The organism is Paenibacillus residui (genome assembly GCF_042677205.1).
GTDB lineage: Bacteria > Bacillota > Bacilli > Paenibacillales > NBRC-103111 > Paenibacillus_L > Paenibacillus_L residui.
In genome coordinates this window covers 62563-76664 of record NZ_JBHTIU010000008.1, presented here as the reverse complement: position 1 = coordinate 76664, position 14102 = coordinate 62563, and the positions used below count along the sequence as shown (strand labels likewise).

The 14102-nt window shown below is 51.3% G+C and carries 7 protein-coding genes; 1 reads left to right on the top strand and 6 read right to left on the bottom strand.

From position 1 onward, the window contains the following. Positions 1-5: 5 nt before the first annotated feature. The 5 genes from ACFQ03_RS02355 to ACFQ03_RS02335 all read right to left on the bottom strand — a co-directional run bounded on the left by ACFQ03_RS02355 (position 6) and on the right by ACFQ03_RS02335 (position 9160). Positions 6-944 (bottom strand): sugar ABC transporter substrate-binding protein, encoded by a 939-nt coding sequence (locus tag ACFQ03_RS02355; protein ID WP_144932505.1) that lies wholly within the window; start codon positions 942-944, stop codon positions 6-8. 52 nt (positions 945-996) lie between these two features. Continuing rightward, positions 997-1968: a sugar-binding transcriptional regulator gene (locus ACFQ03_RS02350; RefSeq protein ID WP_379285820.1), complete on the bottom strand. Its 972-nt coding sequence runs from the start codon at positions 1966-1968 to the stop codon at positions 997-999. A gap of 940 nt (positions 1969-2908) precedes the next feature. Continuing rightward, complete coding sequence (locus tag ACFQ03_RS02345) at positions 2909-5182, bottom strand: beta-glucosidase family protein (protein WP_379285818.1); 2274 nt, start codon at positions 5180-5182, stop codon at positions 2909-2911. A 27-nt stretch (positions 5183-5209) separates the two neighbouring features. Beyond that, on the bottom strand, positions 5210-6457 hold the full coding sequence (locus ACFQ03_RS02340) for a PTS sugar transporter subunit IIC (RefSeq protein ID WP_379285816.1): 1248 nt from the start codon (positions 6455-6457) through the stop codon (positions 5210-5212). A gap of 219 nt (positions 6458-6676) precedes the next feature. Next, on the bottom strand, positions 6677-9160 hold the full coding sequence (locus ACFQ03_RS02335) for a GH39 family glycosyl hydrolase (RefSeq protein ID WP_379285814.1): 2484 nt from the start codon (positions 9158-9160) through the stop codon (positions 6677-6679). Between the two features lie 177 nt (positions 9161-9337). Between ACFQ03_RS02335 and ACFQ03_RS02330 the strand changes: the two genes are divergently transcribed. Then, positions 9338-10852: an FAD-dependent oxidoreductase gene (locus ACFQ03_RS02330; protein ID WP_379285812.1), complete on the top strand. Its 1515-nt coding sequence runs from the start codon at positions 9338-9340 to the stop codon at positions 10850-10852. A 22-nt stretch (positions 10853-10874) separates the two neighbouring features. On the opposite strand, the gene ACFQ03_RS02325 is transcribed toward ACFQ03_RS02330, so the two are convergent. Beyond that, complete coding sequence (locus tag ACFQ03_RS02325; protein ID WP_379285809.1) at positions 10875-13910, bottom strand: hybrid sensor histidine kinase/response regulator; 3036 nt, start codon at positions 13908-13910, stop codon at positions 10875-10877. Between the last annotated feature and the right edge of the window lie 192 nt (positions 13911-14102).

The window sequence follows — 14102 nt, the reverse complement described above, 5'->3', positions numbered from 1 at the left end:
TCGGATTATTGGCCGGCGTTCTCTTGAGTAATAAGTGTAGCTTGAGCATACATTTCCGTCTTTTCTACTTCTCCTCCGCCAAATACACGGTCGATTTGCCCGATGACGATTTCCGCCATGCCGCTAAAGTTTTGCTTAACGGTTGCTTTCAGAGGAGTTCCTTGCTTGATCATTTCGATAGCTTGGCTATTTCCATCGATACCCGCTACGATAATGTTGCTGCGTCCTGCCGCTTCAATCGCTTGAGCAGCGCCGATGGCGGGTTCATCCCAGCCGGCCCATACGGCGGTAATGGAGTTTTCATCCTTGTTGGCCAGCAAAATGCTTTCCATTTGCTTACGCGCATTTTCAATCGGTCCCGGAACCTGAACCTGCTGCTCGGTCAGTACGTTGATGTCCTTGTGCTCCTTGAGAATTTCGTCCAAGGTCTGACTCCGCTTCAGCACGCCAGGATGCGGACGGTGCGTCAGGACGACAATGTTTCCTTTATCCCCGATCTTCTCAAACAAATAATCGCTCATCATCTTGGACATGGCAGCGTTATCGCTTGTTGCATTCATGGCCATTCCTTCAATGTATCCGGAATCACAGCCGAATACCGGAATGTTCTTGGATGCCGCACGCTCGATTTGCTCTTTCAGCTGATTAGGGTCTGTGCTGACCAGAACAATGGCGTCGACCTTCTTCATGATGACATCTTCCATGCGGCTGGCCAATTGGCCGATATCGCTTTTCGTGTCAATAACCTCGGTCTTCCAGCCTTTCTCTTTGGCCTGATTTTTCAGCGACTCTACCATTTCATTAGTAGTAACGGAAGACAGATATGGAGTCAGGATGGAGATCGTTTTCGTCTTTGTTCCGTCATCACCGGATTTTCCTGCACAGCCGACGGCCAAAACCATAACCATTAAAACGACAGTTGCTAATGTCACTATTCGTTTCATTGAAATATCCCCTTTTTATGAAATGTATTAATTGTCCGGTGCTTGGTGCAACCTAAGCACGATGCTGGCGATGATATTCCAGCACACGGTCTGCCGTATTCATGTCCGTGATTAGACAATCGATCCATCTGCCTCTAAGCACGGCCGTAATGGCTGCCACCTTCTCTTCCCCGTAGGCCATGGCTATGACCTTGGGAATATTCCGCAATTGCTCGGCGGTCACTCCGATCATTCTGTCCTTGGCCGGCACATCCAGCACATTCCCCTTGGCATCCAGGAACGACGTACAAATGTTGGCCACCGCACCTTTATTGCGGACGGAGGCTAACTCCTCTTCGTTGAAATGCCCGGACCGCACCATAGTCGCATCTTCCGATATTTGCCCGATCCCGATCACGGCCACGGAGGCGTTCTCTGCTCTCTGCAATACTTCGCTGATTTCTTTCTCCTTAACCAAAGCTTCCCGCGTCTCCGGACTGCCGACTATCGTCGGTGCGTTGAGGAACATATATTTGGACCGCAGCTTCTCTCCCATTGTTTGAACGTTAGAATTCGCATGCCACGTCGTGCCGTCCGTTCCCCAGCTGCCTACCATGGGCACAAATACCAGGTCCTTCTTCGCAAAATAAGACAAGGCGTCAGCGATGGAAGCGACGGCTTTCCCGGCCATTACCCCGACGGTATCCCGATCGCGCAAAACGGTTTCCATCAAGGCCGCAGCCGCTTGTCCCAATTGAGCTTCGATTTGCGCCCGATTTGCATTATCGTGGGTTTGCAGAACCGTCACGTCCGAAATACCGAACGTTTCCGAAAGAGCCTTCTCATACTGCTGCTCCTTGGAAAAAGGGTTTCGTACTCTAATCTGCACGATCCCTTCCGCTTTGGCCGCACTGAGCATCCGGCTTATCTGTGGTCTGGATATGCCAAGACGGGCGGAGATTTCCTGCTGATTCAGCCCGTCCAAATAATACATAGTACTTACTTTGACCAGCAGCCGAATCCGTTCGTCTTGTTTGGCTACCATGGCAACTCCCCCTTCCTTGAACATATTTTCATACTCTGAAATTTGGTTCAAGTGAATTATAGAACGTTTTCATCTGGAGTGCAAGATGTTTTTTATGGATTCGGTTAAAAGCATCTTCTTCCGCTTCTATCGTGTCCTGACAGATTTAGAAGCAGGAAAGACCGCCCAATGAAGAGTGGACGCGGGCTCTTCCGGGCGCTTTGGAGAAGCATGGTAGCCGGACAGCTTTCGAACTACGGTGAAGCGAGACCAGGGATGATTGTCGCATTTCCACTAACGGAATACGGAACAAACCATGCACAAAAATATATCGGCTGAAAAGCTGTTCAATCTTAGGCGTAAGTTCTGCACAACCTCTCGGAATATCCCGAGCAAAGTGACGTTTGGCCATCGAAGCGCATTCCGTCCGCACCCCAACCCCAACGGAGCCGGCGTCTAAACCTTCCATTAAGCACGCTCGCTCTTCATGAACCTGGCTCCGATTAGCAGATTATTTTGCTCTTTGCGGGGAGCCCTGGAATTTTAAAAAGCCTGCAAATCTGCATGCTTTTGGCCGTTTGGTTTCCTGTCCGTGGCAAAGCCTGCGAAAATGCATCTTTTTTCTCGTTCCGTGGGAGACCGGAGCATTTTTTACCGAAATTGCTATATTATCGCAGGCTTTTTTCCAAAAGTGGTCGCAACGCTTCAAAATTGATGCAGATTCGCAGCAATTTGTGCCTGCTCTAAACGGTACCTTCCTAAACGCGGTCACGCTTCCTGCCTTTGTTTACCGGGCAGGATATCGGCCGTCTGATCCGCTTTCTAACGGTTGCCACCGCCGGGCAGGCACTCGCCATGCCGGAACGGACTCTGCTCAATCAAGCAGATGCTTTTTCGCGAAAAAAATCCCCGCCCCCTTGCATTCGCAAAGGGACGGGGATCGGTTATAGTACCCTGGTTATTAAGAATGACGCTCCTGTTCGACCCGCTCGATCATCTCTTGGATCAATTGATCCGGAGATTTTTCGTAAAGCCACTGCTGCCCGAACATTTGAAAAATCTTGATCGTCGGAAAATCCCCCCAAAATCCGAGGAACACGTCGTCCAGCTCGACTTTCTCCGTCACATGCCGGTTCATTTCCTCGAGGGTGCTCTCCAATACTTTCCTTGCTTTGGGATCAGCCATCCAATCGTTCAGCAGACTGAATTTGTGGAAGGCCGTCTCTTCCTGTCCGAAATCTAAATACAGCCGCTCCCTAATGCGAATATCCCTAGACGAGCTTCCGACAGCAATCTGGAAATAACCGCTCTCGGCCGTCCAACGATTGTCCTTCGTATTGTAGTAAGCGAAATCCCGCTCCTCCAGCTCGAGGACGATCTCCTTCTTCTCACCCGGCTGAAGCTCCACCTTCGCGAATGCTTTCAATTCGTTGACAGGCCGCACCCATTTGCATTCCTCGTCATGGACATACAATTGAATGACTTCCTTGCCTGCCATAGCCCCCGTATTCTCCAGGCTGAACGACACGCGCGCGCCACGGCCTCGCTGCTCCACCTTCAAACCGGAGTAGGGGAACGATGTGTAGGACAAGCCGTGCCCGAACGGGAATTGCGGGGCCATTTCTTTGCGGTCGTAGTACCGGTAGCCGATAAACAGCCCTTCGCGGTAGTACAATTTTCCATTCTCGCCGAGAATGCGCATATGGGCCGGATTGTCGGAGAGCTTCACGGGGAACGTCTCCGACAGCTTGCCCGAAGGATTGATCCGGCCGAACAAAATCTCGGCGATCGCCCTGCCCGCGCCCTGTCCGGACAGCCAGGCATGAACGACGCCGGGCACATGCTCGATCCACGGCCGCATGACGAGCGCTGTTCCGCTGCTGGTCACCACGACACATCTCGGCTGTACCGCCGCGATCGCCTGAATCAGCTTCACTTGCTGTTCCGGCAGCTCAATTCCCTTGAGGTCATGCATTTCCGATTCCGCATATTCGGGCTGCCCGACGAACAGCAGAGCCAGCTCGGAATTCGCTGCCAGCTTCACGCTCTCTTCGATGAGCGAATCGTCGATGCGGTCGTCCTGCGGATATCCTTCGGCGTAGCGGAAGTCGACGGTCGAACCGGCCACATCCCGCATTTCTTCCCAAGGGGTATCCACCCGTGTCGGAGTCACTTCCGCGCTGCCCGCTCCCTGAATCCGCGGCTTCTTGGCGAAACGTCCGATGACGGCAATCGACCGGGTCCGGTTCGGATCGATCGGAAGGATGCTGTTATCGTTCTTCAGCAGCACGATGCTTTCCGCAGCCGCTTTCCGCGCCAGCGCATGATAATCGATGCCGCTTGCGGTATTCTCCGCTTGTGCGCGCGTAGTTTTATAGACCAGTTCGAGAATGCGCCGCACGCTGCGGTTCAGCTGCTCCTCGCTCACAGACCCTTGACGCACCGCTTCCACGATAGCCTTCGTGTTGTAATGCGCCGGTCCCGGCATTTCAATATCAAGGCCGGCCTTAAGCCCGCGGATCCGGTCGTTGACAGCCGTCCAATCCGACAGTACGACGCCGTCATAGCCCCACTCTTCGCGAAGAATATCATTCAGCAGATGCTCGTTCTCGCTCGCATACGTCCCGTTCAACAGATTGTAGGAGCACATTACCGTCCACGGATCGGCTTTTTTAATAATACGTTCGAAGGCGCTCAAATAAATTTCCCGCAGTGTGCGCTCGTCGACCTCGGAGCTAGTCACCATCTTTTCATTCTCCTGATTATTACAGGCGAAATGCTTGACGGATGCCCCGACTCCTTGGCTTTGCAGCCCTTGGATGAATGCGGCCCCCAATTCCCCGGATAAGCAGGGGTCTTCGGAATAATATTCGAAATTCCGGCCGCCGAGCGGGGTCCGTTTCATGTTGATCCCGGGACCGAGAAGAAGCTCGACTCCCATCGATCTTCCCTCCACGCCGAGGGCGACGCCGATTTCACGGAGCAGTTCGGTATTCCAGGAAGAGCCGATCGCCGACCCGGTAGGGTAGCAGGTGGCCGGCATATTTTCGGTCGTAATCCCCATCTCCTCGTCGCTGTTCGTCTTGCGGATGCCGTTCGTCCCGTCATACATATGAATCGGCGGCAGGTTCAGGCGATCAATCCCTTTGGTCATCCACATATTCTCTCCGGCGCATAACGACGCCTTCTCTTCCAAAGTCAAAGCTTGCAGCCATTGGTCAATTTGTTCTTTCATCTTTATCTCTCCAATCCCTTTCTTTTTCTAGCTTTGCTGTTGTTTCGCCTCATCCCGCTCTTTCTTCAATTCTTGCGCATCATACAATTTGAAGAACGGAAACCAGATAGCGAATACCAGAAGCAGGATAATAGCCAGCAAGATAACGCCTCGAATGCCCGCCATCATGTACGTCGACAGCCCCATCGGGGTATACCACAACTGGAATACCTGGCTCGGAATAGGCACGAGACCGAGATCAAGCGCGAAATAAACGATGATCGGCGTCACCAGCCCGATGATCCACATCGGAATCATCAGAATCGGGTTAAAAACAACCGGCGCTCCGTAAATGACCGGTTCGTTGATGTTGAACAAAGACGGAACGATCGTCGCCTTGCCTATCGATTTCAATTTCGTCGATTTCGCGAACAAAAACCAGACGACAAGCGGAAGTGTTGCTCCGAGTCCCCCTACGCCGATCCAGCCGGAGAAGAAGGTTTCGAATGTATTGATGTTGACCGGTTCCAAGCCCTGTGCTACAAGCGATGCGTTCTGCTCGATAGCCGGTATCCAGATGGCATACCAGATCGGCGTCATCACCCACGGACTGACCCCGAAAGAAAAGAGCACTACGCCGAGGAAATTGAACAGAATGATACCGAGAAGACTTTGACCGACCGCTTGAATCGGCTCGAACGCACTTACTATCAACGCAAAAATGTCAAAATGCAATTGGTATACAAGCAGCCACCCGCCCGTCAGAACGATGGCGATCGGCACCAGAAAATCAAACCAATCAACGATAAATTCCGGTAATTTCGTGTCTTTCTTGAACAGCGAGAAGTTGTTGAACATATTCATCATGACGGCTACGACGACACCTACAAGCAGCGCAGTGATCATCCCGGAAGGGCCGAAGCGCTCCAGAACAAATTGAATCGTCCCGTCCTCATTAATGTCGGGCTTGAGCAGCATCAGGAATAACGATAGCCCCGTCGCTCCGGCAATCAGCTTCACTTTCTCTCTTCCTTTTTTGTGCATGACCGTATACGGCGTCAGAAAAGCGATAAACATGCCCAATAGGCCGAAGCTGAATGTCGTGATCGGAGTCAAATCCGGCATGGCCGGAACAAAATCTTTAACGATCGAGATCAGGGTAATCAGCGAACCGATGAAAATCATCGGCAAGGTAACCATTATCGCTTCCTGGATCGAATCGACCCAGACGTTCTTCGTAAATGCCTCCAGGCGCGGAGCGAACTTCTCCGTCATCCATTTCATAAAACGATCCATAAGCATCCCCCTTTGCAACTATGATCTGTAAAACTTACCGTTAGTATACCCCTCCTTGGGAACGCTTTCGCGTCCTTATTTGCCTTCTTGGGGGGCATTTTTTGTTCTCCGTTTCTGTTCAACGGTCCGCTTATTGCCTGCATATGGGACTAATACAGCAAGAAAAAACCCCCGAATCCGGGGGTAGTATCCGGGGTGCCTGCCGGCACCGCGTTATGTTCAATATTGCCTGTCGAATGCCAGCAGCAGAACGCCGTGGGGAGGCAAAACCAGCTCCTTCTGCCAAAGCTCCTGTCCGTCTATCCATTCCGTTGTCATTTCCGGACCGCTTCTCCCGCGGAGATATTCGATCTCCTCTTCGGTCATCGCTGCCGGCGCCCCGAGCCGAACCCATTCATCGAACACAGAACCATGCTCCCGATCAAGCGTGTAGCTCGTCAATTTATAACGGCCGGCCAGTCCTTCGATTGTGATGCGAAAGGCTTTATCCCCTCTCTCTTCAAATACGGAATACCGGTTCGTCTCCGATAAGCCCGACCAGTCTCCGCTGGTATACAGATGATCCACATGGACATAATGGTACAGCAATATCCGCAGGCGGCCGTCATCGCTTGTCGTTGCGATATATCCATCTCCCTGCGCCACGATCCGGTCTCCCAACTGATGAAGCAGTTGAAAAGCGTAATAGCCCGGCTTCCGCAGCCCGTCGCGATTGACCAGTCCGAACCCGCCGTAAAAATGCGCAGGCGGCACCGGACTTTCCTCGAACACATCCGTAAAAGTCCAGAACGCCAGCGCGTGGATGCTGCCCAAGGTCGTCAAGGCATGATAAATGACGAACGGCGCCATAAACATCGTATCGTGGACCAGGTTGCGGTCGTACATAGAGAAATTCCATTCCGTTATATGAAGCTCAAGATGCGACCGGCCTTCCGCTTCCAGCTTCTGTTTCACACTTCTGATGTTGTCCATATAAAAAGAGGGGGGCATCATTGTCGTGAGCGGATTCGCTTCCCCCTTGCGGTACGGATAATCGGAATAGACATGGAACGAGAAGAAATCAAGCGGCACATCGCGATCTCTGCAATAAGCCAGGAACTGTTCCGTCCATCGGTCGTTCCAGAGCGAGCCATAACCGAGGGCCGGCCCGCCGACCTTCAATTCCGCAGACACCGACTTGATCGCACGCGCCGTCGATTCATAGAAGGCAAAATACTCTTCCTTCGACCCCGCCCAACATACGCCCGGCAAATTCGGCTCGTTCCAGACTTCGAAATACCACTGCCGCACTTCTTCCGCTCCGTAGCGGTTAAGGCAGTGGCGCACGAATTCGCGGACCAGCGCATCCCATTTGGCTTGATCGGCCGGCGGAGCGATATTCCCTTTCCACCAGAAGATCGTCTCGCCGGATCTTCGCAGCAAGGAAGGCATAAACCCCAGTTCGACATATGGTTTGGCGCCATGCTTCAGCAGAAAATCATACAGCTTGTCCACATACGACCAATTGTACACCGGCTTTCCGTCAGGCGTTTCGTTGTAGACCATCATTTCGTCGTTGAAAATGCCATGAAACCGGATATGCCGAAACGGAAACCTGCGCTGCATATCCGCGAACTGCCGGCGCCAATCCTCACGCAGCCCCTCGACCGCCCGGCCCGCTGCAGTCATCCGGTTCCAGTGCTTCTCGTACGTTGTCCCCCGCGCATCGGCATGCAGCGACACTTCTGCCACAGTCACAGCCGCATCCTGCAGCGAACCGCGAGAGGCTTCGCCGCCGTCATGACTGTCCAGATATCGATACAGCGATTCCATCGCCTGAATCGTGTCCGTTTCATAGTAATCGCCGTTCTCCGATTCCTCGTACGTCTGCGGCTTCCGCGCGGTCTCCGGTAGCTTGGATTTGGCTGCGGCCTCCCGGAACGCCCCCGGCGTGCAGCCGTATTTTTCCTTGAAATATTTGTTGAACAATTTCACATTGGCGAAACCGCAATCCAGCGCGATTTGCGTAATGCTGTTCGTGCTGTTGATCAGCTGCTCCTGCGCCTTCTCCAGCCGGACAAGCGTCAAATATTTCTGAAACGGTATGCCGATCTTATCGCTGAAAAAATGGGAGAAATAATGCAGGCTCAGATGCTCCTGATCCGCAATGGTCTGCAGCGTAATCTTCTGGCTGTAGTTTCGATCAACATATTGCAGGATGCGGTTCAGCCGTTTGTAATCGTCGGAAGCCGTCGGGCTGGTCTCTATTGTTCCGATCGAGAAATAACGAACGAGGTGACCGCAGAGCAATTGCATGCGGCCGATTGCGTAACTGCGATAGCCCGGCGCTTTCTTATTCATTTCTTGCACGATTCGGGCCAGATCGCGGCGAATTCTGTCATACTTCGAGCGGTTGCGTTCGCTCTGAACCGTGGAATTGCATTCGATCAGAGCATCTCCGCCCAGCCATTCCGGATTAAACTGCCAGGTCAACAGCACATTATCCTCCTGCGTTCGCTCGATCTGATGAACCGACATGCTGTTAATTACGATGATATCGTCCTGATGCAGAATGAATTGGCGCTGATCGACGTAGACCAGAACCGAGCCCTGAAGCACATAGATCATTTCGACTTCTTTATGCCAATGGAAGCGGACATGATTGACGCTGTTGACGAACAGCTTGACGGGCAAATCGTCGGGATGCTTGATAAATTCGTACAAATAACGAATGATCGTCTCCCCCTTCTGCGAAACTTTATAGAGCAGTCTGATATTCTCATTGTAACCATAAGACCGATTGGAAAACAGTCAACCCTATAAGGCGGATTTGACAACTCGAACATTCCCTGATAAATTTCACTTAGTAAGTACTTAATAAATAAATGAAGGGTGAACAGAATGAATGCTTCAATAAACAAAGTGATCATCATAGGCGGAGGACCGGTCGGACTGACATTATCCATTGCCCTGTCTCGTTACGGGATTCCTTCTATCGTTCTGGAAGCTCGGGACAAGGCTACTTCGCCGGACGAATCCAGAGCGATCACATGGATGCCGAGAGGACTGGAATTGTTGGAATGGCTGGGGATTTATCACCCTTTTTATAAGAAAGGGGTTCTTCGCACTTGTCATCAGTTTGAAAGCCGCCGTGGAAAATTGCTTAGCTGGTCTTTCGAAGGCATAGCGTCCCCCTACCCTTTCTCCCTGCAGTTGCCGCAGCATGATACGGAAATGATTTTGGAAGAAGCGGCACGGTCCACGGGTTATGTTGAAATTAACAGAGGGCATAAAGTAATCGATATCGGGCAAACGGAGCACGCCATAACGGTCAAAGTTCAATGTCATGATCGGATTTACGAGCTGGAATCCCCATGGGGGGTTGGATGTGACGGGGCCAAGTCGCTCATTCGGGAGAAACTGAACATCGGAAAAACATGGAGGGATTACGGCATGGATTCGGCCGTTGCAGATTTTGAATTGAAATGCGGGCTTTCGCAGGACATCTCAAATATTGTATTGGATCCCCAACGTCCCTATGGGTTCTTCTACTTTGCTCCCGGCCGCTGGAGACTCATTTACCGAATCAATAAAGAAGAAAGCAGAAGCGAAGCTACAAGCCCGGAATTTATCCATCGATTATTAAAGGAAAAATTGCCGGATGCCAAAGTCAAACGTCTGCTTTGGGCAAGCGCGTTCCGATTGGGGCAAGGGCAGAGCGATCATTATCGAAAAGGAAGATGGCTGTTGGCGGGAGATGCGGCACATGCCATGGGCCCTTCGGCCGGTGCGGGGATGATGGTCGGAGTGCTCGGAGCCTGGAGACTGGCTTGGAGGCTGGCGCTGGCTATGCAGAATCATCCCGATTCCGATAAATTGCTTGAAGATTATTCCAAAGAACAAAGAGAGGGAGCGAATGAAATCCAAAACAACAATGCGATGATTTTTAGAAACATGGCGATAACCCATCCGCTTCTGGCAGCAGGACGGGCATTCGTCTTAAGGAACTTTGGCCGCATTTCTTCATTCGGAAGATCCGCGCTGGAGAAGGAGGCATTATTAAGCCAAGCATTGCCCGTTTCGGGGGCTTCCGATCAATATGTTCCGAGTGGAGTTCTTTCCTTAAGCTCCTATGGCCCATGGCAGTTGGGCAAAAGGGTTCCTTACATCGCAGCGGATAAGGGCCCCCACCCTCTTTCCGGCATGGATCGCTCCCATACGCTTATCTCCATTGGAAAGCATCACCCTGAACAAGAGCAGAGGCTGTTCGAAAACATAATGAAAGAGTTCAGCTTCCCGGCCGGCAGGAAGCTTGTTCATCCGAACGTAAACTCTTCTTACCGTAAACTATCCAACGATTTCGTATTTGCACTAGTCCGGCCGGATCAGCATGTGGTTTCCATCTCTAAAATGTAGAAATTGCTGTGATAATACATTTTTATTTATGTACGGAGAAGGTGATGGTCGTTCCTTGGCCTGGATTGCTGACAATTTGCAATCCTTCGCCATAAAGCTGCTTCAGCCGGTAATTGGTGTTGTAGAGTCCGATTCCTTTTCTCCTGCCATCCATGTCTTTCTTCTGCAGCACTTGCCGAATGACGTCCTCGTCCATGCCGACGCCGTCGTCCCGTACCGACACAACAGCATGCGTTCCCATGTCAGCAACGGTAATCGCAATCCTCCCCCCTTGCTTGCGGGCAAGCACTCCGTGACGAACCGCATTTTCAACCAGCGGCTGGAGTGTGAGCGGAGGAATCGATAGCTTCAGATTGTCATCTACATTCCATTCGACGTGAATACGGCTCCCGAAGCGCACCTTCTCAATATATAAATAAGCACGGACGAGTTCGAGCTCCTTTTGCAATGGGACAAGCTGATCCGTATTTTGAAAATCGAAGCTGGTTCTCAAGTATTGTCCGAAGCTTTCGAGCAAAGCCTGCATTTGGCGGATGTCGATTTCACTTAATGCAGAAATAGAGTTAAGTGCATTAAACAGAAAATGCGGTCTGATCTGTGCTTGCAGCCATGCAGCCTCCATACGTGCCTGGTTGCGCGCGGCGCGGACGACCTCCGTCAAAGCGCGAACCCGCGACTTCAATTCAAGCGAATCGACCGGTTTCGTAACGTAGTCGTTCGCCCCGGCGCGGAAGCCGGCTTCGATATCCTCGGTACGGCTGCGTGCCGTAAGCAGCAGAATCGGCAGCTCTGTAAGCGAGAAAAGTTCTCTGACGCGCCGGGCCAATTCATATCCCGACATGCCCGGCATCATGACATCAGCGATCAGTAAATCCCAATTTCCTTGTTCCAGAAGGGAGAGCGCTTCGGCTCCACTTACTGCCGTCGCGAGTTCATAGCTTTCTGACGGCAGAACACTTTGGAGGACACGCAAATTGACGGGATCGTCATCCACAGCCAGGATACGCGGCCTGTCGCTGCCCTTGTAATCCGGCATGGCAGCGGCTGCTTCAGCCGAAGCGGCGACGGAACTGGCGGGATTTTCTTCGATCATGCTGTCCGGAATCTCATTCTCGATGTCAGCGACCGGCAGTGTAAATACGAATACCGACCCCTGACCAGGCGTCGATGTTACTGATAGTGAACCTCCATGCAGCTCGACTAGCTGCTTTGTAATTGCCAGCCCCAAGCCTAACCCCGTCGCTTTACTGGACTCATCGGAAGGCCCTTGTTCGTAGGGCAGGAAAATGCGGCTTACCGTCTGCTCATCCATCCCGATTCCAGTATCGGATATTTCGATATGTACTTTTCCATCCTTGTCGAAAGCACGAACTCGGATTATGCCTTCATTCGTAAATTTGACTGCATTGTGAATTAGATTGAACAATATCTGGATGAGCCGATTCTCGTCTGCATATACGGGAGGTAACGAAGCCGAAACTTCGCTCTTAAGCTCAATCGGCTTCCCTTCGGCGAGGTAGCGAATCATATCCAATACACCTGCCGTTACATTGGACAGATGGAGTTTGGCCGGATAAATTCGTACGCGTCCTTCCTTAAATCGCTTCAGATCCATCAGATCGTCCAACAGCACGGACATTCGCTTGCCAACCGCAAGAAGCAGCTCCATTCGCGCCCGGTTGCTCCCATTATCTATACTTCCCCCGCTGTCCATAACGGCTTGTGCCATATTCATTATACCGTGCAGCGGATTTCTCAGTTCATGGGAAGTAGCGACCAGAAATTCGTCTTTCTGTTTGTCCTGTGCCTGCAATTGCCGTGTAAGCTTAGCCGTTTTCTCAGAATGGCGAAAATAATCCTTGAACCAAAACAAGGCCAAACAAGAAAACCCGGCCAACAAATCGAAAGGGTAGTAGTCGCTGCTGACCAGACCGGCTGTCTTGAGAACCCCCCACAGGGTACTTGCGGTGAAAGCCGTCATTGCGAACAAAATATAGATCATATCCTGATAGCCTTGCCGTATTGCACGATAAACATATAGCGGCACCAGGACAAAAGGCACCAGAGTCAGCAAGGTATGAAGCAGGTCCGTATAGCTCAATATGTCGGGAGGCAAAATCACGACGCAAGCTGCATAAATCGTACAAATTATACCGTACCAGCGTGTAAAGAGAGCAAGCCGCACGAAGGATGTCAGCAGATCATTGGTAAACTTCAACAGGAAAACAGATACACCGAGAAACGATAGGTAGTACAGCTTCCACCCCCAAAGATAACCAATTCCAAACCAGTCCAACAAAATGCGGTCATCATCCGTAATAATAGACAGCATTGCGCTAAGCATCAGCATAGAGAAAGAAAGCAGCGCTTTATGACGGGCTCCCATAGCGAATAGGGCGACAGCATATGCGGCATGCATGAACAGAAACAGAAATATCGCAGCTTGAAGCCCTGCTGATACCGAATACGCCTTGCGAATCGCCTCTTCCGTCCCAAACTTGATCGGCTGCATAATTCCGTTAATAGCGTGATTATCGTAATTGGCTACATGAATGACGATATCGACAATGCCTTGATCCGGGATAAACGTCCCTATATACGGAAGGTTGCCGGGTATGAAATCTTCCTCTCGTGCCGCAGGATTGCCGGACCCGGCAATCCGTTCTCCGTTCACGTACAATGCGGACGATGACGGAATGGAAGGGACGCGTATGCTGTAAGCACCTGAGTACGCCGGGTTTAACATGAGCCTTAACCGATACGTCGCATAACCCAATCCTTCCGGAAGCTCATCTTCCCAGCTTGACGGCAGTTGTACGAGTTTTTGTTCCGTTATGGGTTCCATTTTGGAATGGATCAGTTCGTTGGGATAAAAAACCCATTCTCCGTTCAGTAGCAATAGCGGAGCTTGCTCTTTGTTCCACTCGCTTAAATCCAGCACACCTCCGGAAACTGCTACGGCTCTCGATGAACCCTGTATTTGTAACCAGGCGAGTCGTATACCGGTTAGAATTAAGACGAATATAAAGAGGTATATTGCAATTTTCGTTCTACTCATACCCCTCCCCCTCTTTCCTTTCGTAGGGCTTTCCTTGCGGCTATTCCTCTCGCCTATGTTACAATGAAAGCAAAGATTTTTCGAGGGATTCTTTACGATTCGTAAGAAAGCCGCAACTTGGACGTACATTTTTAGGATTCGGAATCGCGAATCGTTTTTCTAGTGGATACGGGGAAGAGCATATATGGAAGA

Bases quoted from the DNA above. Each gene is read 5' to 3' on its own strand.
- ACFQ03_RS02355 (WP_144932505.1), bottom strand. From the start codon at position 944: ATGAAACGAATAGTGACATTAGCAACTGTCGTTTTAATGGTTATGGTT.
- ACFQ03_RS02350 (WP_379285820.1), bottom strand. From the start codon at position 1,968: ATGGTAGCCAAACAAGACGAACGGATTCGGCTGCTGGTCAAAGTAAGT.
- ACFQ03_RS02345 (WP_379285818.1), bottom strand. From the start codon at position 5,182: ATGAAAGAACAAATTGACCAATGGCTGCAAGCTTTGACTTTGGAAGAG.
- ACFQ03_RS02340 (WP_379285816.1), bottom strand. From the start codon at position 6,457: ATGGATCGTTTTATGAAATGGATGACGGAGAAGTTCGCTCCGCGCCTG.
- ACFQ03_RS02330 (WP_379285812.1), top strand. From the start codon at position 9,338: ATGAATGCTTCAATAAACAAAGTGATCATCATAGGCGGAGGACCGGTC.
- ACFQ03_RS02325 (WP_379285809.1), bottom strand. From the start codon at position 13,910: ATGAGTAGAACGAAAATTGCAATATACCTCTTTATATTCGTCTTAATT.